A 25686-nucleotide genomic window follows, 5' to 3' on the forward strand; every position below is an offset into this window, starting at 1 on the left:
GGTGGGAGACGTGATTTCGCTGAACCCGGTGGTGCAGGTGCGGGAGGCTTTCGAGAGCCTGCCCGACCTGGTGCGGCGTCCGATCGAGATGGTGGTGTTCGGCGGCGACCTGCCACGCGCCGACATCTCCCGGATGCGAGAGCTTGCCGCGGAACTGCGGGCGCGGGCCGCGGCGCTGCAGGAGCATGCACATGACGCGGGAAATCTGCTGGCACAGCAGGATTCGATCGGCGCGTTCGCCGACGAACTGCGCGAGATGCTGCACATCCACCAGGACGGCGCGGGCAAACTGGGCCAGCAGGCCCTGACCCTGGCCGACCAGGCCGACGGCGCCGCCAACGACGCGGAGAAGACGCTGTGCGTGATGTTCGTGTTCGGCATCGAATTGGGCTGGCGGATCATCAGAATGCTGGCCGCCGCCTCCGCCGCCGGTCCCGCCGGGCAGGCGGCGGCCGCGCCGGCGGTGGAGGCGACCCTCGTGCAGGGGCGCGCCGAGGTCCAGCTCATGCGCGCGGGGTTGAAGGATGCCTACGGTCGGCTCGGGGCGAACACGGCCGCCAAGTTGTCGGCGTTGGGACCGGCAAGCTTCGCAATGACGGCGGGCCGGGCGGCAGTGCTGCCGGTGGCTGTGGACGGCGGCGTGCAACTGCTGCAGGTCGCCGAGGGCTACCGGAACATGTCCCCGATCGGGGAGAACCGAGAGAACCCTACCGGTTTCGACACCACATCGGTCCTCGTCGCCGGTGCGGCGGGCGCGGCCGGTGCGGCGGGCGGTCAACTCGCCGCCAAATTCGCGCCGAAGGTGTTGCCGCGAATGGAGACCAGCCGGACGCTGGCAGGGCTGGTGCACGGGACCGCGGGCGCGGCGGCCGGTCTGACCGCCGCGGCGATGATCACCGGCTGGCCGGAGGACTTCGATCACGTGCTGGCGCCGATGCTCAACGGCGCCTTCGCCGGGAGCGTGCACGCGCAACCCGGCGCCCACGCCAGATCCGGATTCGGCGCGGAGCCGGTGATCGACGGCAGCGAGATGTTCACCCGCCCCGACCTACCCCCCGCCGGGCCGTCGGTGAAGATCTCCGCGGAATCCAGACAGGCATGGGAGACCGCCCGTAAAGCCTGGAACACCGGCCCGGACAAGGTAATCGCCGGTGGCGCGAGCGCGCCACCGAGGTCCCCGGCAAACAATGGCACCGCCCTCGGCGCATCCCATGGCACACCCCGCGTAGCGGCCGGTGCGGAAACCGCCGCACCGCCCCGGGTCGGGGCAACGTCCACCCACACACCCGCCGCACCAGAGCACCGCCCGGCCGACGGAGAAAGCGCTCCCACGGGACGCCGCACGCAGCACGCGAATCGCCCGAGCGGCGAGGAACGAGGCTTTGCCGCGGCGGACGGCCCGCCCGCCAACCACCGACCTGGAGACGAGAACACCAGCACCACCACGGAACGCGGGACCCCCGCCGACCACCGGGCCGCCGAAAACACCAGCACCACCACGGACGCGGCACCGGCCAACCACCGGACGGACGACAACACCAGCGCCACAACGGAAGACGGGACGCCCGCCAACCACCGGGCGGACGACAACACGAGCCCCACGGCGGAAGACGGGACCGGCAGCTATCGGTCGGGTGAGGAGAGTCCGGGCTCCATTGCCGAGGACGGGACGGCCGCTGGGGAGCGGGGTGGTGGCGAAACGCACGGATCGACTCCCGAGGACGGCACCGGGCCGGGGTCACGTGATCAGGCGGAGGAGGTGCTGGCGGATTTCCATGCGCGGTCGGGTGAGCAGGTGCCCGAGGCGCTGAAGTTGTCGAATCTGTCGGACGAGGTGTTGCAGGCGGGGTTGTTCCACTCCGATGCGCGGGAGTCGTTGATCGCGGGGATGGAGATCATCCGGCGGGGGACCGTCGACGGCGCGCCGGGCGGGATGGTGTTGCGGGGGCCGCAGTTGGAGGGCGGGTTCGAGATGGCCCGGCGGCCGGTGCAGATGCTGCCGGGCCAGGGCAAGACGTTGATGTTCATGTCGTACTCGCTGCAGCAGGCGGTCCGGCACGGTTCGGTGTTGCTGGTGACGACCGCGGACGGCCTGGCGCATCGGGAGTACACCGAGTACAAGCGGGTGCTCAGCCGCTACGGGATCGACGTGTTGCGCGCCGATCAGAACACCGGATTCGGTGCGGTGACGCCGGGCCGCCCCGCGATCGTGGTGGCCACCGGGGAGACGGTCGGGCACCTGTGCAACGCGGGGCATACGCCGCCGCGCCGGGCGGTGATCGATGAGATGGACGCGATCGTCGACCGCGGCGAGCGGACGTTCATCCGCTCGGAGATGTCGGCTGCCGAAGCGCCCGAGCCGACCGTGCGGGAGGTGTTGGCCGCCCACGACTTCCTCGCCGACGCCCTCGCGACAGGCCGGCTGTCGCATGAGGATTTCGGTCTCAAGCAGATCGCCGAAGAAGTCGACGTGCACTTGCCGGACGGCACATTCGAGGTGGGGACGGAGTACTGGTACGACGGTCAGGCGGCATTGACGCCGGCGGGGCGGGCGAAGGTCGCGGCGCTGCCGGACGGGAAGCGGTGGCTCGAGGGTATGGGGCCCTCGCGGCTCGACATGGCCGCGGCTGCGGAGTTCACCACGCGCAACAAGACCCACTATGTGATCGATCGGGGCAAGATCGTCATCGTCGACCAGGGCGAGCACGGTCTGCAACGCAATCCGAAGACTTCGAGCGAATCACGCTGGAGCGCCGAGCCGGGCAAGGCGAGCCTGGCACAAGCGGTGGAGGCCAAGGAGATTCGCGCCGCCGAGGCGATCGGGATGAGCGCCGAGCAGCACGGGATCGTGGTGCGCGCCGACACCGACTCGGCCAAGTCCATCACCGCGGCCGAGATCTACGGCACCGACAAGTACTTCGATCACATCACCGGCGCCTCGGGCACGCTGACCGACCTCGGTCACGTGCTGAAGACGGTGTACGGGCTGGAGACGCCGCACGCGGTCGACCCGTACAACCCGTCGCGGCTGGTGGAGGGCCAGCCCGATGTGCACGAGAACACCCGGGCCAAGCTGAACGCGCTGGCCGGCTACGCGCACCAGATGTGGGACGGCGGGCAGGGCCGGTTCCAGGAAATCCTGTGCCACCGTAACGATCTGGTCGACAAGCAGGTCAATGCGCTGCTGCGGGCGGGGATCCCGCGTGACGCGATCGAGGCGGTCGACGCCGACCGGATCGCGAAGTGGGGCGCGGACTGGGAAACGAAGCTGCAGCAGGTCTTCGACGCGGCGGGCGAGCAGGGCAAGATCCTGGTGATCAACCGCCAGGGTCAGCGCGGCGTGGACATCTCGGTGTCGGACGCGGTGCTGGCCAAGGGCGGCATGCACGTGTGGATGACCGAGGTTCCCGAGCAGTCCTACATCTACGACCAGGCCAAGAACCGCACCGCCCGCAACGGCAAACCCGGTACGGCACAGGCGTTGATGTCGCCGCAGGACGAACTGATCCGCAAGGCCATGCATCTGCGCGGCGTCCGCGAGGCCGTGGTCACCTACCAGGACGCCGTCACCGCCCACCGCGCCGACCCGACACCGGCCACCCACGACAAGCTGGTCGAGGCCGGTGACCACCTCGGCTCGCTCGTGCCCGGTTTGCAGGAGCGCGCCCACCACCACGCCACCAACGACTTCATCTGGCGCTACGCGGCCCTCGTCAATCCGGGCGCCGTCACCGGGCCGACAACGCTCTGGGCTCCGACTGACCCCACGGAATCGGACGAACCGGCGGGCCGGTCCGCACGGCTCGCCGCACTGCTCGGGGTCCCCACCTCGACCGCGACCACCCTCATGACAGCGCTCGACCGAGACGACGCGGCCGACCAGGACGACCCGTTCGATCCTGATGACGGGCTCGGCAACGGCGAGATGGTCGGCCGACACCGAACGCCAGGCCGGGACGAGACGGTCGGCACCAACGAGCCGGTCGGCCGGGACGACGCGCTCGACCGAAACGACGCTCGCGACCTCGGCGACGCGACCGACCGGAATCGAGCCCGGACCGATCCGCTCGGCGGCGACCACACGCGCGGCCACGACAGCACCGGGCCGCTCGACCCGGCGAACCTTCCGCCCGCCGTCGTGGAGACGCTGCGCCAGCATCTCGACGCGACCGCGCCCGGAAAGGCCGTGCAATACGCGCTGTTCACCGACGAGCAGGCGCTCGCCCACCTGACCCCACGCCGCGACCGACTGGCCGCGACGATGGGCCTGGACCCCGCGGACTTCGACGGCGCGGAAGGGATGCGCCGGGCCGGGGCCGCGCTGACCGCCGCGAAGCACGACCTGGCCCTGGCCCTGGGTGTCCCGGTCTCCGACGTCACCGCCGCGACGGCCCGGGACGTCCTGGGCGAAGCGCTGTCCCGCCCTGGGACCGACGACGTCGTCGCCCCGGCATCGCTCTACCTGGCCACCGCAGCCCTGCTCGACCTTGTGGCCGAGATACATCGGCGCAGTGCGAACAATTGCGTCCGCAACGGCGTGACCGCCATGCGCGTGCTGTGCCCGCAGAACGCGGACCGGTTCACCATGCCGTCCGGCAAACCACCGCTGCGAGGCCACGACTGGGACATTGTGACATCGTCGTTCCGCGACGGCTCGCAACGACTGTTCGGCTCGCTGGACCAGGCCGTCGAATCGCTGAAAGGGCGGCCGGGCGGCGTACAGGTCCTGGTCTACAAGTGGAAGCACACCGAGAAGAAGGGCAGCGCCCACGCCGACAACCACCTGGTGCTGCTGGTCAACGACAGCAAGCCCGGTGATCCCCCGAATCTGGTCGTCGTGGACCTCGCCGCTTCCCGCGACGGCCGGACCGACGACGATTTCGGACCCGAGGATCTCGCCGACCGCCGCACCCTGCTGAACAAGGCCGTCGCGTTCGACAAGTGGCGGCGCGAACAGCAGAAGTTCATCAACAGGCTGCCCGAAGGGCAACGCGCCTTCTGGACAATCGATTTCGACGCGGCGGGCGATCTCGTCCCGGCTGCGCCCACCCGTGCCGCGACCGATGTACCGGACGAGATGATCCGGGAAATCAATGCCGCGGGTGCGGCGGTGCGGGTGCCCGTACCCTCCGGCACGGGAAGCCGCCCGGGATCAGACGATTCCGGTTCCGAAAAGCCGAGCACACGCGATGAGCGCGGGTCTACGCCGAAGGCATTGCGGGACGCGCTGGGTTTCCTCGAACGTGTCGACTGTGATCCGGCGGTGCTGCGCGACGCGAGAGAATTCGTCTTCGCGTGCTACCGCGAGTATCGAGGGCGCGGCGAGAGCGCGGCGACTGCGGCGAACAACACCCGACGGCTGATGGTCAATATTCGGCGCCGCGCGACCAAGGACAAGGCCGGTTTTCCGGAGCGCCTCGCCGACCTGTATCGGGGCGAGGCGACCGCGGCGACGTGGAAGCGGGTCTGGGTGGCCACCCGGCCATCCACCCGCGGCGCACGCACCGATCACCCGCCATCGGTCCCCGGCGACGGTGGTTCCGTCGGCAGTCGGCCACACGACGAATTCGACGGGGACCGCCACCGCACGACGGCAGGCCCGGCGGAACCCGACCCGATCCACGCCACCCGGGACGCGTTGTCGGACTGGGCCGCTCGCCTGTCGGACGAGGAACTGCGGGCATCGCTCGCCGACGTGCGGGCCCGCACGTCGGCGCACGTCGCCGCGGTGCGGCGCGGGGAGCCGCCGGTCGCCGAGGTGGCCATCGGTGCGGCTCGCGTACAGACCGCGCTGGCCGCCGAGCAATGGCGACGGATCGCCGACGGCGGCTCGGGATCGGTCACCGCTGTGTCGGAGGCCGCCGGAGGCGTATTCGACCTCATCGGAGCGCTCTCCGGTGCGGGAACACGATCCGTGCCGGAGGACGACCTCGATGTGCTGAACCGGTTCCCGGAGCGCGTGGCGGCCGCCGCCGAACTCGACGCCATGTGGATCGTGGACGGGGCGAACTGGGCGAGACTCGCCGACGACCACCTGGTCTCGGGTCGGGACGGCGACTGGGATCCGGAACTGATGCGATCGCTGCGTTCGCTACCGTCGCGGGCGGCGGAGTTCGCCGCGGCGAGCGCCGCGTCGGACCGGGCGTTCGGCGCGGCGGCGCGGCGGTACATACCTGACGCTTACCGGGCGGCACGATATTTCCTGACCTGCACCCGCGATACCGAGCAGGCGACCGCACTGCTCCGCGACGTGGACCGGGCGGTTGCGACGGCCGTCGACCGCCTCGGGCCCGACGCGCCCGCGATTACGGCGGGGCTGTCGCTGTTCCAGCTGCGCATGGACATCCATCAGTCGATCGCGGCGGCCGGTGGCGCGGCCGGATCCGCGATGCGGTCGGCCGCGCGGCAAGGCTTGGCGGAGAACGCTTTACCGGCGCAGCTGATGCGGCGGGTATCGGAGGGCCTGGATGGTCTCGCCCGCCACGGCGACGAGACCCCACGACAGCTCCGACCGTCCTACACGGCACACCGCATCGCGCCGGACGAGCTGCTGGACGACGAAGACGATCGGCCCCCCGCCGCCCGATCGCGAGCCATCGGTGTGCACGGTGGCAGCCTGGTCGAACCGAACGGCCCCTCGCTGGAACCGTTGCGCACCGGACCGCGCGACGTTTCCTTCCTGATGGATCCGTGGGGACGAATGATGGTCGGCGACGACCACGAATCCCTGCTCCGGCTGATGGCGGCCATGGGAGACGAATTGGCCGGCTGGGGCACACTGGCCACCGACGACGACGGACATCCCGACGGGCAGGTGCGGCCCTACCGGGTGGACGAGATTTTCGATCCCATGGGTACCACGCAATTGCGCGACGCCCTGACTCGCGGCGGACTCCACCTCGACGACAACAACTTCGACAACGAGAGCCAAGGCCGACTGTGGCGAGGCGATCCCACGCCGGTGCCCGCTGTGTTCGACATGGCGCCGGTGGGTTTCCAGGACAGCATCGAGGCGATGTTCTCCGGCTACGCCGAGCAGTTCTGGGTCAAACCCGTCCGTGACGGTATCAGGTTGAGCCCCAACCAGTTACGAGTGCCGCTGACACTCGCTCCGCTGCGCCGCGAACCGGGGCACATCGAGGTGGTCGCGTACAAGGATGGCGATCGCACGATCGTCGGCTACCGCGACCCCGACCCTGGCGCCGAACCCACTCAGGTCGCAACCGTCTTCGCCGCCCTGCACCAGCGCATGACGCGATGGGTAGCCGAATCCGACAATGTCGAATGGCACCCCGACACCGCCGCCACCGTCGATGCCTTCACCCGCCATCTCGACCGTTCGCAGCCGGACCGCTTCGACGGCACCGTCGGCAGCCGCCCCTCGGATGCCCTGCCGGACCCGGCCGAGGTCAAACCGTTCGGAAACTGGTTGCGAGCCGCCCGCAAAGCCTTGGGTATATCGCGAGGCGAACTGGCGACTCGCATGGGCGTACCCGGTTCGGCCACCTATATCGGCTCCTTCGAACGGGGCATCACACCGACCCGGGACATGATGGTCCGCATTCTCGCGGCGCTGGGGATCTCCGACGAACTGGCCGAAGCGGTCCTGCGCGAAGCGACCGGCCACGAGATCGACAACCTGCCCGATCCTCGCGAACCGAAATTCCTGTCCCCCAACGCCTGGATCCAGGCCGCGCGGCTGCGCAGGAAAATGCCACAAAGGGAACTCGCCGCGCACGTCGGCCTGAGTGTGACCCAGTGGGCGCCGAGAGAACGTGCCGAGAACCCCCGGACCAGGGCACATCAGATCACTCGGGAACAGGCGCAGCGCGCGCTCGACGCGCTGCAGGCCACGGAGACGGTCACCGCCGCGTTCATGGCGCGGTTCTATCCGAGTGCCACGCCGGATTCCGCGGCCCCGGACAGCGGAAATCCCTCAGGTAGCGTCGGCAGCCGCCCCTCGGACGACGAATCCTCGTTGCCGACGGGAGACGGGTCGCGTATGCCCTTCCGGATTCTCGCGGATCCGGGGATGTCCGGTGATCGCGAGGTGGAGCCGGGGTATTGGGGGCACTACGGGGCGGCGGGTGTGCTGGTGCGGTGTGTGGACCCGGACGGCGTCGAGCGGTTCCTCATCTGCAAGACAAAAGACCGCTTCTCCCAAGACAATTGGCAGTTTCCGGGGGGAGCGCTGGCTTCCCGGGAAACCCCGGCCGAGGGTGCGGCGCGGGTGATGAACGAAAAGCTCGGCGCGGACGCGGAATACCTGGCGCGTCTGGTACACCGGGGAACTCACGTGATCGGCGGGCCGCGCGGGTGGAAATACCACGTCCTCGTCGCCGACGCGCCGCGGCGGTTCGACCCGAACGTGCGCGGCACCAAAGGCTCGGCGGCCCGGTGGGTGACCCGCGATGAACTGGCCGAGCTGGCCGAGCGCGGGGAAGTGCACTCGGCCCTGACCAGGCATCTGCCTCACGTGCTGGCGGTGTTCGCTCCGGAGACGGAACAGCCGCCCGCACCGCCCGTCGCCGACTCGACGGTTTCACCGGCGGCACGGCCCGAGGGCTTCCGGCCGGAGCCGGCCTTTCGCCGCCTCGACCAGGCGATGTTCGACGATTATGTGCGGCTGGACGAATTGCGGCGAGCAGCTCGCGGCCAACCGTCGCACACCGCCGAGTTGACCCGCCGCAAAGACGAGTTCTTCGCTCGGTACCCGCAGGCACGCGAGCCGGCCGTTTACGGCCAGCTGTTGCAATACGGCACCCTGCGGGAGAACTCGAACCAGCTGGCCGCCGACCTGGGACTGCGCCCGGACGAACTTCGCGCGAGGCTCGCTGCCGAACTGACCGACCTGGTCGCAGGCAAGCCGCTGGCGATCCGGGTCAGGCGGGAGGCCCTGTTCGGGCTGCTCGCCGACGGCCGGTTCAAGACCCAGTTCGAGGGGGCGCTGGGAGGTGGTCGTCGGGATGAAGTGGCACGGCTGGAGAACCGGTGGTTCGGCAACCCCGAGGACATGGATCCGCGATTGCGGCCGGTCTACGGACTCGTACTGGTGGACGGCGAGCGCCCGGCCGGGCTGTCCGACGCCGCCACCCCGGCCGAACCGTCCGACATCCGCGCCACGCTGTACACCGAGAAGGCGGCGACGTACGGCCGCATCGAGGTGGTGCTGAAAGACGATGTGCGCCAACGGGCGACGTTCTGCGTCGGCGATTCGCTCGTCTACTCCGGCAGCCAGGCCGGCGGCAAACGGGCACGGACCATCCCGTCGCCGCTACTCGACCCGCAGCCGGAGTCCTTCGGCATCGTCCCATTGTCCGCGAAGGCCGTCACGGTGGACGACCAGCCGCTGCGCGGAACCGATCGCGACTACTCCGGCAATCTCTTCCGCCGCCACCAGTTCGTGGAATCCCATATTCACGGCGGCGTCACCCTCGCCGACATCGACCACATCAACCTTCCCGAGCCGCCCGATGCGGAACTACGCGCCGCACTCGACAACGCGGGCATCCCGTGGCGCGTGCTCGACAGCCATGCGATCGCGCGCAGTGGCGACCCCGAAGCCGTTGCGCGCGAACGACTTCGGCTCGAGCAGGACCTCGCTGTGGTCGAGACCAGAGCATACTACCTGCGCCGAGAACTGGACGCTGCCCGTCGACCGGATACTCCGCGCAAGGTGCTGGAGGAGTCCGCGAACATCCGAGTTCAACTCCGCAACGTCGAGGCCATGCGGGACCGGATCCTGGAAATGCTCGCTCCCCTGGCCGGACCGTCGGGCAGCATCGGCAGCAGGCCGTCGGACGGCCCGGACGGCAGCGCCATGTTCGACGGATTGGCGCTCACTGCCGCCGAGACCGAGATAGTCACTCAGGCCCGAAACGGCGCCACGTACCACGATATCGCGACGGCTCTCCACATCCCCGAGCGCGACGTGCGGGCGACCCTGGCCGGTGTCCGCCGCAAGCTCCGAAACCAGCGGGCACAGCTGGTGACGGCGGGCCGCCCCGGCGATCTGCCCACGGCATCCGAATCCGACCGCCTCCGCGACGCCATGGTCGCCGCGCTGATCGACGCCGACCAGCCCGATCCGCGACAACTTATCGCGGAGGCGAGCCCGGAGCAGCTGAAACGCGTTGTGCACGGGCCTGTTTCGGATGCGGGGCGGGCGCTGCGTCCGGCGGGCGGCCGCGCGCGCAATCAGGTGTTCCGCAATCTGACGCTGCTCGCCGCCCGCCGCTCGATACATACCCTTGCGGCCGAGCACAACCGGGCGCAGGCGGTACTGACGACCGCGCTGGCCGCGGCGAGTCCGGACGATCTGCGGGCCGCACTGGACGAACTCGACCCCACCCAACGGCAGATCCTGCTCAACCGATTCGGACCGGCAGCCCCACCCGCCGCGTTCGAACCCGAAGGCTCCGTGCGCGATTCGCGTGCGTTCGATCTCGTCCGGCAGGTCGCAGCCTCGATCGCGGCCCGCACGGGAACCTCCGCGGTCGACGAGAACAACGAACTGCTCACCGCGGTGCACCGCACGAATATCGCTGCCGCCCAGACCTATACGGCGAACGAGTGCCTGGACGCGGTCCTGGAATGGATGGACCGGCGGGACCGATCGCAGGCGGATGTCCCCCCGGCGCCGCACCGGCCGTCGTTGCCCGTGGATCACGGTTTCGACGACGAACAGCGACGGACGGCCGACGCGGCACTGCGTGCGGGCGGCTTCCGCAACGCGGACGAGTTGCAGCGCTGGGCCAATCACCTCCAGGCGGAGTTCTCGCAACGCCGTGCGACCGAGAACGGCGACTGGTGGGACTCACTGCGCGACCCCGACCAACCGGGCAGGCTGAGCAGCGCACAGCGGGCACTCATCCAGGTCTATCCGCACCAGATCGGCAACGCCGACGGCCTGCCCGCCGTGATCCGCGACCACGCCAACCGCCTGTCGATCCGCCGCGATCTGGACGAGTTCCTCGCCCGGCGGCCGGCCGGCACGGGAATGCTCGAGTGGGCCCGCAACGGGCTCACCGCCGCCGAGCGGAACCGGCTCAGCAACCTGATCCATATCCGAAATCATCTGCAGGAGTTGGACAGTCAGGCCGCCGGGATGCCGGGCAGTCCACCGGTGCACCTGCTGTCCTACGATTCGACCGCCTTCCGCGGTAAGGGAAAGGCCGTCGCCGCGCTCGGCAACGTCGACACCGCACATACGGTGAATTGGCATGTGCCCGGCACGGATACGACGTCGTCCTCACTCGCCTACCAGTTCAAGTCGGCGCGCAACCTCTACACGGAGTCACGCAAGGTCGATCCGTCGCTGGAACTGGCATCTATCATCTGGATCGGATACGAGGCGCCGACCGGGCCGGTGAAAACCGGCTTCGTGAAGGCCGCCTTCCGGCGCCGCGCCCGGATCGGCGGAGATCGGCTGGTCTGTGACGTCGCAGCGTTCCACGCCACTCGCCGCCGCGCCGGAACCGCCACGCCCGACAAGCTGGTGAACCGGCTCTACGGGCACAGTTACGGTTCGGTCACCACGTGCTACGCGGGCCGCGGGGGCAGGCTCGCCGGTCTGATCGGCTCGGTCATCCTGTCGGGGTCGCCGGGTGCGGGCCCGCTCGACCATGCCGAGGACTTCGGGATCGGCGCACACAACGTCTATGTCCTCGCGTCGTGGCGCGACCCGGTCACCATGTTCGGCGCGGACGAGCCCGGCGCGGGCAGCCGCTACCATCGCGGTCTCGGCCTCGGGATCGACCCCGCCACCGAGGCTTTCGGCGGCCAGCGGCTCGGCGCCGAGTTCCCCGACTCGCCGGACTTCGCCGGTGTGGAGGCGGTGCATCAGGGCTATCTGCATTACGACCCGGTGACCGGCCAACCCAACGAGGCACTGTTCCACTCCGCGCACATCACCGCCGGACGCGGCGACACCCTCACTCGAGTGCCGCCCCGTCGAGCCGGTCGCGTCGCGTTCCGCCCCATCGACGCCGAACGCGACCGCTACGCCGATCTCGGCGGCGATTCCGCGCCCGGCACCGGGAACACCGGCGGCTCGGCCGATCCGGGCGGCCTGATCGGCAGCAGGCCGCACGACGAAGAGCTGCTGCCGAACGAACGGTCGGCACTCGCCCACCGGCTCACCGAGCGCCGCGCCGAATTGCTGCGGGAGCTGTCCGCACTGCTGGCCCCGCACGGTATCGATCCCGCGGAGCTGCTGCGGACCGGCTCACCCACCTGGGCCGCGTGGTTCACCAGGTATCAGGAGGTGCGCCGCGACCTGGTCGCCGGGCTCGAGATCGACCGTGGCGCCGCCGTCGACGACCGATGGATCCGGCACGTGCTGGCCGAGTGGCGCGAGCAAGGCGTGGCGACTCCGGAAATCCTCTCCGCCGGAAGGGAATTCGACCGAATACTGCCGGTCGCGGCGCTGGTGGACGACATCCAGCGCCTGGACGACTGGGCCCGCACGGTCGAGGCGCTGGAAGCCGAACTGACGCGGCGCACGGTGGAACTGTCCGTCCTCCTGGGCCGGGTGCAAGGCATGCTGGGGACGATCGCCGACTTCCGGCCTGCGGGAGTACTGGTCGCGATACTCGACTCGGCACTGGCGACGGCGGATCGGCTGGCCGCGGCCCGGCAACGCCTGGAACAGCACGCACACGATCTCCACTCCTCGGGCACGGCCGTCGCCGAGCGTGAGCGCACCACATTCACGCCGTCGGACGAGGAGATCCTTTCGGCAGCCCGGCCCTACCGCCTGTCGTCGCTGGATTCGTGGCACGGGATGGCGCTGCTGCACGCCCGGCTGCAATATCTCGTCGCGGCCGCCGAGGACCCCGGCAACGAGCTGTCCGTGCCCGACGATATCGCGGAACTTCACCGGTTGGCCGCGCGGTCGCAGGCGGCGGTCGCACGCTACGAGACGACCCAGCTGCTCGACACCGGTCTGGATGTGACGCTCGACCTGGTGAAGCGGATGCTGGCCGGTCTCCCCACCGCAGCAGGCGGGACCGCATGGCAGCTGTCCGAGTTCTCCGACTCGGCGCCGTTCGAACAGCGCCTGACCGCCGTGCGTGACGATGTCGCGAAACGGTGGCGGCATCAGGTCGCCACCGCTCACCTCGGCCGCGAAACCTCTCGCGCGCGTACCCGGCTCAGCCGCATCGACACGGTGACGGCGGCGCTCGACGAGGCCGGGCACCGGATCACACTGGGCCGGAAGATGCTCATTCGGCAGATGTCCGAGCACCTGCGGAAATATCCGCTGGACCGCCGGATGGATCGCGGACAGCTCGAACCCGACCTGATGACGATCCTCAACGCGGTACGCGTCTGCGAAGCGGCGCTGCCCGGCGACGGTTGGGCGGAGTCGACCCCCGCGCAGCTGCGCCGACGGGTGGACCGATTGCGCGGCGACGCCGAGACGGCGCAGGTGGCGGACCAGGCCGAGCGCTACCTCAGCCTGCGGCTGCTGGTGGCGGCCTTCGAGGACGCAACCCCGTGGATCCACTGGCTCTACGAGTTGGTCGGTCACAGCCGCTCCCTGGAGCGCTTGACCGATCGGCCTGCGGCCGAGACTGGTTCGACCCGCGACCCGACCGCCGAGAGCGGCAGGTTCGACGCGGACCTGGACGAATGGCTGGATGCGGCGCTGGTCACCGTGGGGCGAGCGGGCGGGCTGGCCGTCATGCCCGAGGGCAGCGTCGGTAGCAGACCGTCGGCGTATGACATCGCCGGTGCGACAGCCGGCCTGACGGAACGGCCCGCACCCGAAGATCCCGGTCTGGTGCTGGACTTCGACCCGGCGGATCGAGACCGGGCGGACGCGGCGGTGGCGGCGCTGGCCGAACTGTTGCGCGCCCGAGGTTGGCGGAATACGGTCCACGCGGCCGCGGCGCCCGAACTGGCACGCCGGGCGATCGCGGACGCCCGCGACTATCTCGACGCCTATCGAGCCGAGCTGCCGCGGCACCTCGGCTCGATCCCCGAGGATCGCCGTGCGCGAGCCCTGCAGGACCTGGATATCCGGCTCACGGCCCGACTGTCGACGGCAGCCGACGGCAGCCGGTCGCTCCACCTGTCCGTCGAATGCCCCCAGTACCGGCCGCCGTACCGGCCGTACGAGCCGCACGGCGCGGCATGGCCGGCACCGCTGCACAGCGCCCGGCACGTGGGACCCGCTGTGCGGGAGCTGTTGTCGTCGGCGACGCGGGCCGGGATCGAGCAGTGGGGCGAGGTGTGGGCCGACTTCACCGAACCCCCCACCGGCGCGCCCGCGACCGTGCCCGCGCCGCCCGCCACCCCCTTCGAGGCGAAGGCACGCATGGTGCGCGCGCTGTACGAAGACCATCACGTGCGATTCGTCGGTTGGGAACCCGACGACGTACCGCCGCAGGCGCTGGAATCCCTCATCCGGCACGCCCGCGCCCGGTTCGCCGAGGACGGCAGGCTGCACCTGCGGGAGATCCGCATCGCGGACCTCGACGAGGACACCGGCGCGAAGCTCGGGCGGGCCGCCGGGCAGATCCGGTCGCGCGGATCGGGCGATCCGTTCGGCCACAACCACTACGTCACCCTCACGATCAACCGGAATCGGGTCATCGACCTGGAGCGGCATCGGCAGCAGACGAGGTTCGATGTCGCCAAGCACCACCTGGCGCCGATGGCCGACGCCCTGGGCGGGGTGTTCGACCACGAGTGGCGGCACGTGGTGGATTCCTTCACCGGGTACCGGCTGTCCCGCGTGGCGGAACCGCTGCTGACGTTCGTGTATTCCCACTACCTGCGGCACGGCCTGCTCCCACCCGCTTTGACATTCGAGCAGTGGCGCAATCAGCTTCCCCGCTACGCTCTCAACGAGCACGAGGACGGCGGATACAGCTGGAACGACAGCGAAGGATTCGCCGAAGGCAGCCGGGCCGCCACCGCGGATCCTTCGCTGCCGCCGACACATCCGGCCCGCGTCCTGGACTGGCTGGCCCACCGGTATCTCGACGGCACGCGGCCGGATCATGTGCTGGCGGACTGGCTGGCCGATCACCCGGCCGTCACCCCCGACTTCCCCGAGGCCCCGCACCGGGACGCCGTCCAACTGTTCCGCAACTACTACATGGCCCGCGACGAAGGCGTCCACGCCCGGGCCGACGTGTGGTGGAACCGTATCCTGCAGGGCATTCCGACGCCCGAAGGCCGCGCCTACGTTCAACGCCGGCTGGACAACGAACTGATGCTGTTCGCCACGGCAGCCAGTCCCGGCGTCCGGACGCGAGCGGAGCTGGACCGGGAGCTGACCGCGGCGGTGCGCAGGGCGTTCAGCGGCGAGATCGTCGCCCACGTCACCGCGGATACGCTGTGGCGCGTGCTGGCCGACGGCCGATTCCCGAACGGCATGGAGCACACCCAGCGCCCGGGTGGCCCGCACCTGTCGCCCGCGGACCTGGCTCGGCTGGAGTACGTACTGTTCGGCCATCCGACCTATCTCGCACCGGAATACCGGCCCGCCTATTGCGAGATCCGTTCTGGCCCAGACTATTCCGTGCCACGCTCGGACACGTCGTCGGATTCGGCCGACATCCGGGTCGTGCTGGGCGAGCACGTGGCGGACCGGACCACCGCCTGTGTCGGCGATGTGCGACAGGCGCCGGTGTTCCCGAGCCGGCTGGACGACCCCCGGCCCGAGTCGTTCGCGCCCGCTCAGCACCTGGTCCAGGCGCAGGTCCACGGCGGGTTCACGCTGATCGACGTCGACCACCTGGTGTTCCTGCGCCGTGCTCCCGACCGCGCCTTGCGTAAAGCCTTGGCGCAAGCCGGTATTCCGTGGCGAACCGCCGAGGGTATCCGGCCCGCCCGGCACGGGGACGGGCTGCCGCCCGCCCGGCGGAGCCTGCCCGCGCCCGAATACGCCCGCACCCGCGCCCGGTTCGACGCGGTGGCCGAACAGGACGCGGTCTTGCGCACCTTGGGGCCGAGGGAGAATACCCCCACGACCGCGCGCCCGAATTCCATCGGCGACACCGGTCCCGCGGGCCTGATCGGCTCCAGGCCCTCGACCGAGGACGTGGTCACCGCCGTCGCGCTGCTGCCGCCGCGACCCGATGCCGCGGACCCGGACCTGGTCCTGGACTTCCGGCCCGGCGACGAGGAACAGTTGGCCGCCGCGGCGAACGCACTCGCCGACCTGTTGCGTGCGCACGACTGGCGGGCACCGGCGCATCTGGCGGTGGCCGCCGACCTGGTGCGGAGGGCGGGGCGGGAGGCGCTGGCCTTCCTCGATCGGTCGTTCCGGACGCTGCGCCGCGAGCTGGGCGTCCCCGATCATCTCGACATCAATCCCCAGCACGCGGCGCGGCTGACCGTACGGCTGTCGACAGCGCCCGACGGCGCTCGCACGCTGCATCTTTCGGTCGAATGCGCCCAGCACCGGCCGGTGTACGAGCCCTACGCGGACACCACGCCGTGGCCCGCCCCGCTGCACAACGACCGGGAGGTCGGTGCGGAGGTCAGAGCCGCGCTGTCCGCGGCGACTCGGTCCGGGGTCGAACCGTGGGGCGAGGTGTGGGCGGATTTCACCGAGCCGCCCGCGGAATCGCGGCCGCCGGAGTTGCCGCCGCCCGCCACACCGCGGGAGGCCAAGGCGCGGATCGTGCGCGCGCTGTACGAGGACCTCCACCTGCGCCTCGGCGGCTGGGAAGATCCCGAGATCCCGCCCGAGGCGGTCGCGGCCCTCGCCGACCGAGCGTGCGTCCTGATCGCCGAGTTCGGCCGCCGGCGATTGCGCGAGATCCGGATCGAGCCGTACCGGGCGAACGGCGTCACCTTCAGTGAGGGTTCGGTCGATCCGGCCGGATTCAATCACCACACCACGATCGTGATGGACAAGCAGTACCTGCTACAGGTGCTGATCATCGACGATCTGCCGGCGCTGCGCGCCCGAGCGGAACACCATGAGGCCATCAATTTCTGGGGGCGGTCGGACGATCCGCTGGGCGGCGTCCTCGATCACGAATTCCGGCACGCGCTGGACGCTGCGAGCGGATACCGCCTGTCCGCGCTCTCGGAGCAATTGCTTCCCCTGATCCACACCGATCTCGTCGACCGCGGACTCCTGCCGCGCGACGTCACCTTCCAGTCGTGGTTCGACCAGCTGCCCGGGTACGGGCGGAACGTCGAACCCGTCGACGGGGTCTCCCGGCGCGCGGTCGAGAACTTCGCGGAGGGCGGCCGGACCGGCTCGTCGGACCCGTCGCTGCCCTCGACGCACCCGGCTCGCGCCTTGGACTGGCTGACCCGCCGCTATCTCGACGGCACGGTGCCGGATTCGGCGCAGGAGGTGTTCCGGGACTGGCTGGCCGACCACCAGGACCTCGCACCCGACACGACCGGCACCCATCCATCCCCGCCGTCCGTGCCGGAGAATCCACTCGCCCATCCGGTTCCGACTGTCATGCGGCCGGACCATCCCACGCTGAGCCGACAGATACGCACGGTTCGGGAGGCCGCCGGGCGGGCGCTCGAAACCCTCGGCGACACCGGCGATCCCGCTCGCCGCGAAGTGCTTCGCGAGGCGCTGGACCAGTTCGAAGCGGCGGCGCGCGAGCTCGATCGGGAACGGGGCCTGCGCGCCGCGGCGGCGGACGAGTACGACCGGGCCGTCGCGGCAGACAGCCTCGACGAGGAAGTGGTCACCCGACGGGACCATCACACGGCCCGGGTCGCGCGGCACGAGAACCGGATGTTGTCCGCGGTGGCGGAGCTGGCGGTGATCGTCGGTGCGCCCGCGCTGTCCGCCCATGCCCAGGTCGAAAACGACCCGGCGGACAACGACAGCAGCGCGGGTCGTCCCGACGGCGGGCCCGATACCGACGGGCCGACCGGGTCGATCGGCAGCCGTCCCGGGGAGGAGGACCCGTCACCGACCGAATTCCGGCCCGGCATGTCTGCCGCCGAGATCCGGGGGGCGGTGGCCGATGCGCTGCGCGACACCGGTGACACACCGGCGGGGGCGCCGCTGCAGTTGACGAATAGCGCTGCGCTGCTGGTGGATTACGCCCTGCGGGCCGCCGGAGGCGACGGCGTCCGGCTGTGGTGGAATACGACGCCGACGGCCGCCGGACACGCGGTCCGCGGACACGTCGAAGGGTTGCGGGTGCCCCGACCGCGCGGTGTACTGGCCGACAGCTGGGGTGGGGAGGTCTTCGGCGAATTCGAGTGGGCCGATCCGGGCGACGGCTCCGGCCCGTCGTGGTCGGTGCGGTTGTGGGGCGATCGCAAACGCTTCCAACGCTTCTCGGCCGAGCTTCCCGCGCAACTGGCTTCCTTGATGCCGAGTTATGCTGCTTCCCAGGCGCTTTCGCCGATAGCCGAAGCGGTGCGGGTGGTCTCGAGTCGAAAGGGCGTGGGACGCGGCGGAACCCTGGCCGTCGAAGCGCGGGACGGCCGGTTGCGCGTGCGGGTCAGGGAGGGCGTCGTACCGCTCATCGGGGTGCCCGACAGGTTCGCACGGACCATCGGTGAGTCCGAGCCGCCCGGCCGCATCGGTAGCCGACCACACGAAAACGATGCGCACGACGGGCCTTTCGATTCCCACCGTCCCGAGGGGCGGATCGGCTCCAGACCCGGCGACGAGGAACCGGTCTTGGTGAGCACCCAGCGGTTGCAGGGGCGGCCGGGAGTGAGAATGGACCTGCTGACCTACGAGTATCCGATTCGACAGGAGCAGTTTCAGATCGTTCGGGAGACTTACGACCGCACCTCGGACGCCGTCGTGACGTGGACCGAAGCGCTGATCGGCCGCGCACTGGGCGCGCCGATCAAGGATGTACGGGTGGAGCCGCCCCAATACCATGTGCTCTACCGAAATTACGGACCCCCGCCATCGCAGCGCGATGATCCACGCGCGGCCGACGCCCTCGGCATCTTCGATGCCATCACCGGCGAGCGAAGCCGGTTCGCCGACATATTCATTCGCCGCGCGGGCGGCCGCGCGATGTGGCGGGATCACCACCTGCGCGGGCAGGACATCGTGGATATGGCGGAAGGACTGCACCGGCTCGGCGTCATGCTGTGGCAGAGGTCGTTTCCCGAATCCATCCTGTCGATCATGCTCCACACGATCGACTCGGCCTTGGTCCAACTGAGCGAGATAGCAGAGCACGCGGATCACCCGGTGCTAATGGCCGGACTCGACGAAGAAACCCAGGCCAAAGCCCGACTGGTCGAGACGTTCAAGCTCAAACATCCGTATATCGAAGTCACCGGATTCGACACTCCCTACGCGTCGAAACAGGCGGTAGAGGAGATCCTCGGGAAACTGGACGAGCTGTTCGACAAGTACCGATACACACCGGGTTACCGGAAACTCAGGACGAACATTCGCGCCGTGCGGATCGAAGTCCTGGGGCGGCCGCGCGCGATCGCGGACCCCCGCTACGACGAGGCGACGGACACCATCGACGGGTCGGAACTGGTGTTCAATCTCCGGTATGCCATCGATCCGAACGCGACCTCCGCCCAAAGCAACCAGAATGCCACCGATAATTGGCATCCGGCGTCGGGTAAGCCGTATGAGGATGACGCACTGCACGAATTCGCGCACGCGATCGACGAAGCTACCGGCGACGAACTCAGCCGGAATCTTTCGGCCGTTCTGCGCGAAACCTACACCAAGCTGACACGGCTGGGCCTGTACGACAGTTACGAAGATTGGCTCGGCCAACTCCCCGGCCACGCGTACGCCTCGCCGACCATGAGCCATCGGGCGGCGATGGAAGCACTCGCCGTCGGTTTCGCCGATGCCGAGATCAACGGCACCGTCGTCGGCTCTCCCCAATGGGTGATTTACGAATACGTCACGAATCTCGAACCCCCGCGCATACATTGGAGCCTCCGGCTCGGCGACCCCGCCCACCCCGGCACCACCGGATCCATCGGCAGTCGGCCCTCGGAGGACTCACCCGGCGGCCCGGTCGCGCGCCGGATGACCGGGCTCGGGGGCCGGGACGACGACCAGGCCGGACCGCCCGCCGGTCCCGGGGAGCGGTTCGCGAAGCTCATCGACGACGGTCTCGCCGACGGCGTGACCCATACCGAACCGTTGCCGGGACCGCCGGGGGTGCGGCTCGAACTGGTGACATTCGACAACGGCTACCAGGCAGTCCGGGAGACCTACGGGGATATCGACAGCGCCGCTCGGGAATGGCTGCATTCGATGATGGGCGCTGCGATGGGCGCGCCTGTCGCCGAGACATGCCTACGGTCCGACGATTACCAGGTCCTGTACCGCGAACTCGTCCCCGGCCGGCCGGCGTCCACCGTCTTGCCGCAGTCCACGGCCCGAGCCTACGACCACGGCCTGGTGCACGAGGACCTGAGCGAGCAGCAGCGTGAGCTGGCGGCCCGGTTCGGCCCCCTGGACACCCGGCATCTGGCCTCCGCCGCTGCGGACCTGCTCGGGCTGTTCGACGCGGCCACCGGGACGAGACGCAGCACCCGGCATTGGAACATCGACGCGAACGACGCCGTCTGGGGAGGGCGCGGCGCGGTCGCCGCCGAGGACACTGGACCGAGCCCCTTCGCCGCGCGGTTCGTGCGGCACGTCGACGGCGCGACGGTGTGGCGCGACCACCACCTTTCGCGGGCAGACATCACGGACCTTCGTGAGCGCGTGTCCTACGTCGGGGAGCTCATAGAGCAGTGGCACGCCGAACTACCGCGGGCACAACGCGATACGCTGCACGCCACCCATGCCCGGGTGCTGGCCGCACTGGCCCGGGCCGAGCAGCACGCCGTCCACACTCCGGAGGAGATCTCGCACGTCAGCGGGTTGAGTGCCGACGCGCAGACCAAGACTCGGCTGGTCGAGAACTTCACGCTGGATCATCCGTACTTCGAGATAGCGGGTTTCGATCACCCCCTGCTGCCCGTGGATGCCGCCCGGGAAATCCTCGAGACGCTGGACCGACTGCTGTCGAGATTCCGCTACACGCCCGGATTCCGCGGGCTCATGACCAACATCCGCGGACTGCGAATCGACTTCATGAACCATCTCGACATCAACGCCGAGACCATCCCCGAAACCATTGCCGACGGCCGCGGCCGAACCCGGTGGATGACGTTCAATCTGCGCCGGGCGGCCGACCGAACTCAGGCGCGCAAGGACGACCGCGAAGACCGCGAGGAAGGATTCCACCCGGCCAGCGGCCGTCCCTACCACGACGATGTGGTCCACGAGTTCGCGCACGCGATCGACCACGCTCTCGGCGGCCGCCTCAGCGAGAATCTCGAGACGGTGTTGCATGAGGCGTGGGAAGCGTTGCAGCGCAACAACATGATCGCCGAAACGTACCCCGAATGGCTGCGGCGCCTACCGGGCGCGGCTTTCACCCACCGGGCGGCGAAGAAGAAGCTGGACCCATCCGAAGCCCTGGCGGTCGGCTTCATCGACGTGGAAATCAACGGCGCCGTCCCCGGCACCCCCCAATGGGTCATCCACCACTACGTCACCACCGCGCAACCGCCGAGGATCGGCCAGGCGGGCGACACGGCCGACGGGCCGAACGAACCGGCGACACCGTGGAGCAGGCGGCGGACCGATTCGCGGTCGAGATCCAATGGCGAGGAAGGCAATCCGCGCACCGAGGGGCCGAAGGCCACTCCGTGGTCGACTGTCGCGTCCGCCGAGGAAACGAATGTCTCCGGACGGCGGGGAGTTCCGCACCCCCACGGCTACGATCTCGCCCAGGACTGGTTGCGTGCCGCCCGCGATGGTCTGTCGCGCCTGCCCGAGCAGATGGATGCGACCATCGGATTGCCCGCGGGGACCTGGAGTGCGGTCGAACGTGGTGAGCGGCAACTCACCATCGAGGAGATGCGTATTCTGATGCGGCGGGAGCCGTCGATTCGACGACTGTATGCGCCGCTGGCGCAACACTTCTTCCCCGCTCTCGCGAGCGTGCCCGGCCCGGAGGTCGGTGCGGGCCTGCGATACTTCCGCGAGCAGGCCGGTCTCACCCCGGGCATGTTCGCCCATCGCCTCGGCGTACTGGAAGTGACTGTCTCCCACCGCGAATCGGCGAGTCGGCTGCCACCTGTCACGGCGGCGTGGCAGTCCCATGTGCGGGCGCTGGCCGCGGGGACCGGGCACATCGACGAGACCGCCGAGATCGGTGGCTGCCTCGCGACATTGCGGGAGCGCGTGGGCCTGCCGCTGCGGCATCTCGCCGAGCAGCTGGGAGTCACGCCGGACACCCTCGCCGACATCGAAGCGGGTCGCCGTCCACCCGAACGGGCCGAGGTGGAGGCGTACCTGCGCGCCCTCCCACCCGGCCGGCCGCGCTTTCCCGAAGGGTACTCACACACCGGCGAATACCTCCGGTTCCTGCGCGAGGACGCGGGCGTGTGGCTGCAGGAAGCCGCCCGCCGCGCGAGCATGTCGCGAGCGATGATCATCAACCGGGAAACGGGGCGGGCGAAGCTGTCGCCGGAGTTCGTCGAGATGTACCTGCGGGAGTACGGACAGGGCGCGGTGACCCTCGACGAGATCGCGGAACTGTCGGATCGTCCACTGGTCGAGCAACCGCGTGCGGGGGTTCCGCCGCGCCCCTGACCCGCTAGGTCTCGTCGGCCTCGGCCTGCAACCGCCGCCACTTGGCCATCGACTGCTCCATTTCCGCGCGGAGGAACTCGAAGAAGCGGCGGGTCTCGTCCAGTCGGCGGCCGGCGGGCGAGTCGCGGCCCAGCAGGTCGGCGCCCTCGGCGGCGCGGGTCCGGAGTTGGGCCAGCAGAGGGTCGGACTGGCTGATGTAGTGACTCCAGGTGTGTTCGTGGATGCGGCAGAAGTCGCGGCGGCTGCCGGGTTCGCGGCCGCGTTCGACCAGCCGGACCTGCACCAGATATTTGACCGCACCCGAGATCGCCGGTGCGCCGACTCCCAGTTGGTCCGCCAGTTCGGCGGCCGACAGCTTGCCGGAGTCGGTGACCACGAGCGCGGCGAATACGCGCGAGGCCATGCGCGGCATGCCGGACTCGGTGAGGATCTGCGCGAACCGTTCCCGGAAGGCGGCGAGCGCGGCCTCGCTCGTTCGCGTCATCGAAAACTTCCCTTCCGTCATGGTCGCGGCGGACCAAGCTGTCACAAAGTTCACGAATTTCATGAACTATCAGTAGTGTCGGCGAGTGTGAAAGATAGCGGACTCGTCGGGGTGCAGCAGACCGCCAGCCCCGTGCTCAAGGCCAAAGCACTGGACAATCGGCTGCCGGACCCGATTCTCGGCGACGAATACGCCGAGCGGACGATGCGCCGGCTCGACCCGGACTACGACACCGGACGGTTCGGCGCGAACCAGCTGGGCCTCGCCGCCGTGGTGCGCGCCAAGGCCCACGACGACTGGGCCCGGAGCTTTCTCGCCGACCATCCCGACGCCGTGGTCCTGCACCTGGGTTGCGGCCTCGACGCCCGGGTGTATCGAATCGACCCGCCCGCCACCGTCGACTGGTACGACCTGGACTATCCGGCCATGATCGAACTGCGGCGGCGACTGCTGCCGCCGCGTGAGCATTACACCCTGATCGAATCCAGCGTCACCGACCCGACCTGGCTGGACCGCGTCCCCCGCGACCGGCCGGTGCTGATGATCGCCGAGGGGCTGGTGCCCTACCTCACCGCGACCGCGGTCCGGCGTCTGCTGACCAGCGTGGTCGACGCCTTTCCCGCCGGGCAGATCCAGCTCGATACGGTGGCGGTCTGGGCGTGGCGCTTCTCGCGCTGGGATCCCACCCTGCGCAAGTACGACACGCGGTTCCACTGCGGCTTCGACGACCCTGCCGCACTGGCCGACTGGCACCCGCGCCTCGAGTACGTCGACGAGGCGCCGATGAACGACTCGCCGGTGCTGATGGCGAAGGCGCCCGCCACCGCCCGCCGCGTGTTCCGCCTGTTGAACCTGCTGCCCGGGATGAGACGGTCCACCCGAATCGCGCGGTTCCGCTTCCGGTAGTAGTCGGCCGAAATCACCTCGCCCGGGTGATCTCGGCGGACGGGAACGGCACGCACACTCCCCTGGCGCGGTCGGCGCGGGTCGTGCGGAAGGGAGCGGGAACGTGCAGCACCTACTTCCCGCCGGTCAGCGGCGGACGCTGGCCGAGTTGACGGACCGGCTGGATCTGGCAGTGGGTGAGGTGTCGGCGAAACGGTCGGCGTTCTGGATCATGCTGGTGTTGTCGGCGGTGATCGCGATTTCGGGTGTGGTGGGCGATTCGACGGCGACGGTGATCGGGGCGATGATCGTCGCGCCGCTGTCGGTCCCGATTCTCGGTGTCGGTCTGGGGATCGCGACCGGTGACGGCCGGTTGATCGGGCGCAGCGCGCTGCTGGTGCTGACCGGGATCGCGGTCGTGATCGCGCTGGGTTTCCTGTTCGCGCAACTGCTGCCGAATCCGGTGAACGTGCTGTCGAATTCGCAGGTGGTCGGGCGGACCTCACCGAAGCTCATGGATCTCACCGCGGCCCTGGCGACCGGCGTGGTCGCCGCGGTCGCGATCACCCGCCGCGACGTGGGCGACGTGCTGCCCGGCGTGGCGATCGCGATCTCGCTGGTCCCGCCGCTGGGCGTGGTGGGCGTATGCCTGGGCTCCGGTGCGCCCGCGCTGGCGCTGGGCGCGTTCGTGTTGTTCGCCTCCAACGTGGTAGCGATGATCATCACGACGACCGCGTTGCTGGTCGTCGCCGGGTACGGCCGGGAAGCGCGGGCGGGCGGTGCGCGGCGCGGGCGCGCCTACCTGGTGCTGGCCGCAGCACTGGTGCTGGTGGCGGCGCCGATGACGGTGAATTCCCTGACGTCGTTGTGGGCGGGGCAGATCGCCGACGCCGCCCGCGACTGGCTGCGGGCGAGCCCCGGAGCGGAGGTGACCGACGTGTCCCTGCACAGCGATACGGCCACGGTGTCGGTGCTCGCCCCGGCCGAGCTGCCGCCGCTCGCGGACCTGCAACGGGTGGTCGACGATCTGGTGCCGTGGGATCCGGAGGTGGTCGTGGTGCACACGGTGGGCGGCCGGGTTCCCGGCAGATGAGGCGCACCGGCTTGCGCTCGGATACGGGGCGGGGGTATAACTGGGGCCTTGGTTCCGAGTACCGATATCCGGGAGTCGCGGTCGAATGATGGGGCGCAGCAACGGTTTCTCGCGGGCGGCCGGTGGGTCGCGGCGCGGGGCCTGTCTGGTGGCGCTGCTCGCCGCGCTGCTGCTCACGCTGCCGATGGCCCATTGCGCGGAGGCGGGCGGCGTGGCGGCCCCGGGCCACCACACGCACGCGGCGATATCCGCTGCGGTGGTCGACCACGCCCACACGGTCGCCGGGAGCCCGCTCGACATCCACTGCGTGCTGCACTTCGATCACTGCCTCGCCTCGCCGGTACTGCGCGCCACCGCCGAAACCGTTCCGGCGCAACATATGCTGCTGCTCGCGCCGGCACCGGCGGTGCTCCTGGTGGCGGGTGCCGACGACATCTTCTCGGCGGGCCCGCGAGATCCGCCCTGCCGCCTGCCCGCCCGTGGTGGCCGGGCCACTCTGACTCAGTTCTGTATCGCTCGACGCTGACCGGTCAGCGCCAGGCCGACGCCGCTGTGCGCCGGCCGGTGTCCGCTGCCCGCTCACGTCCGCGCCGCCCCGGCGGCGGTTCGATACAGAAAGCG

The 25686-nt window shown here is 69.8% G+C and carries 5 protein-coding genes; 4 read left to right on the plus strand and 1 reads right to left on the minus strand.

Going from position 1 to position 25686, the window contains the following annotated elements; all coding sequences use genetic code 11:
* The first annotated feature begins 1 nt into the window (after nt 1).
* A complete protein-coding gene (locus NWFMUON74_RS28245; RefSeq protein WP_187684785.1) occupies nt 2–22603 on the plus strand; it encodes a helix-turn-helix domain-containing protein in 22602 nt (7533 codons plus the stop codon).
* A 4-nt stretch (nt 22604–22607) separates the two neighbouring features.
* On the opposite strand, the gene NWFMUON74_RS28250 is transcribed toward NWFMUON74_RS28245, so the two are convergent.
* Nucleotides 22608–23087: a GbsR/MarR family transcriptional regulator gene (locus NWFMUON74_RS28250; protein ID WP_187684786.1), complete on the minus strand. Its 480-nt coding sequence runs from the start codon at nt 23085–23087 to the stop codon at nt 22608–22610.
* A gap of 87 nt (nt 23088–23174) precedes the next feature.
* Here NWFMUON74_RS28250 and NWFMUON74_RS28255 point away from each other — a divergent pair, with 87 nt between their 5' ends.
* The 3 genes from NWFMUON74_RS28255 to lpqS all read left to right on the plus strand — a co-directional run bounded on the left by NWFMUON74_RS28255 (nt 23175) and on the right by lpqS (nt 25591).
* Nucleotides 23175–23993, plus strand: a complete 819-nt coding sequence (locus NWFMUON74_RS28255; RefSeq protein WP_187684787.1) for a class I SAM-dependent methyltransferase — start codon at nt 23175–23177, stop codon at nt 23991–23993.
* 103 nt (nt 23994–24096) lie between these two features.
* The gene (locus NWFMUON74_RS28260; RefSeq protein WP_187684788.1) at nt 24097–25065 is read left to right on the plus strand and encodes a TIGR00341 family protein; all 969 of its coding nucleotides are present in this window, start codon (nt 24097–24099) and stop codon (nt 25063–25065) included.
* A gap of 85 nt (nt 25066–25150) precedes the next feature.
* A complete protein-coding gene (gene lpqS / locus NWFMUON74_RS28265) occupies nt 25151–25591 on the plus strand; it encodes a putative copper homeostasis (lipo)protein LpqS (protein ID WP_232110645.1) in 441 nt (146 codons plus the stop codon).
* The last annotated feature ends 95 nt before the right edge of the window (nt 25592–25686 follow it).

The sequence above is a fragment of the Nocardia wallacei genome, assembly GCF_014466955.1.
GTDB lineage: Bacteria > Actinomycetota > Actinomycetes > Mycobacteriales > Mycobacteriaceae > Nocardia > Nocardia wallacei.

Coding starts and splice junctions, on each gene's coding strand:
- NWFMUON74_RS28250 (WP_187684786.1), bottom strand. CDS start 23,087: ATGACGCGAACGAGCGAGGCCGCGCTCGCCGCCTTCCGGGAACGGTTC.
- lpqS (WP_232110645.1), top strand. CDS start 25,151: ATGATGGGGCGCAGCAACGGTTTCTCGCGGGCGGCCGGTGGGTCGCGG.